This is a genomic window from Streptomyces sp. ME19-01-6, assembly GCF_033793745.1.
Classification (GTDB): Bacteria; Actinomycetota; Actinomycetes; order Streptomycetales; family Streptomycetaceae; genus Streptomyces.
The window spans coordinates 1-682 of record NZ_JARAXF010000129.1 but is presented as its reverse complement, the minus strand read 5'-3'; the positions used below and the strand labels follow the sequence as shown (position 1 = coordinate 682).

1 protein-coding gene is annotated in these 682 nt (G+C 70.7%); it reads right to left on the bottom strand.

Annotated features, from left to right (window positions below):
• A partial coding sequence (locus PV419_RS52970) for an acyltransferase domain-containing protein (protein ID WP_319701262.1) occupies window positions 1–647 on the bottom strand: 647 nt, incomplete at its 3' end.
• Window positions 648–682 lie beyond the last annotated feature (35 nt).

The following is a 682-nucleotide window of genomic DNA, read 5'->3' as shown; positions in this document are numbered from 1 at the left end:
ACCGGCAGCAGGGACGCCCAGTCCACCTCCACACCATGGACCCACGCCTCGGCCGCACTGGCCACCATCCGCTCCTGGCCGCCCTCCCCACGGCGCAGCGTCCCCAACGCCACCGCGTCCATGCCCGCCTCGTCGATACTCTCCACCAGGCTCGGAACCAGCACCGGATGCGCACTGACCTCCACGAACACACCGAACCGCTGCTCCAACAACGCGTCGATCGCCGACTGGAAACGCACCGTTCCCCGAAGGTTGCGGTACCAGTACCCCGCGTCCATCTCCTCCCCCGCGCACAGCGCGCCAGTCACCGTGGAATACACCGGCAGCCGTCCCGGCATGGGCGCGACACCAGCCAGCACCGCACCCAACTCCTCCTCGATCCGCCCCACCTGGTCCGAGTGCGAGGCGTAGTCCACCGCCACCCGCCGCGCCCGCACCCCATCGGCCTCGCACCCGGCCAGCAACTCCTCCAACGCCTGCGGCTCACCGGACACCACCACCGACCGCGGACCGTTCACCGCCGCCAGAGCCAGCCGCCCGGGCCACCGCTCCAGCCATCCCCGGACCTCGTCCGCCGACACACCCAACGACACCATGCCGCCCAACCCCGCCAGCTCACCAGCAATCAACCGACTGCGCAGCGCCACCACACGCGCCGCATCCTCCAATGACAACGCACCCG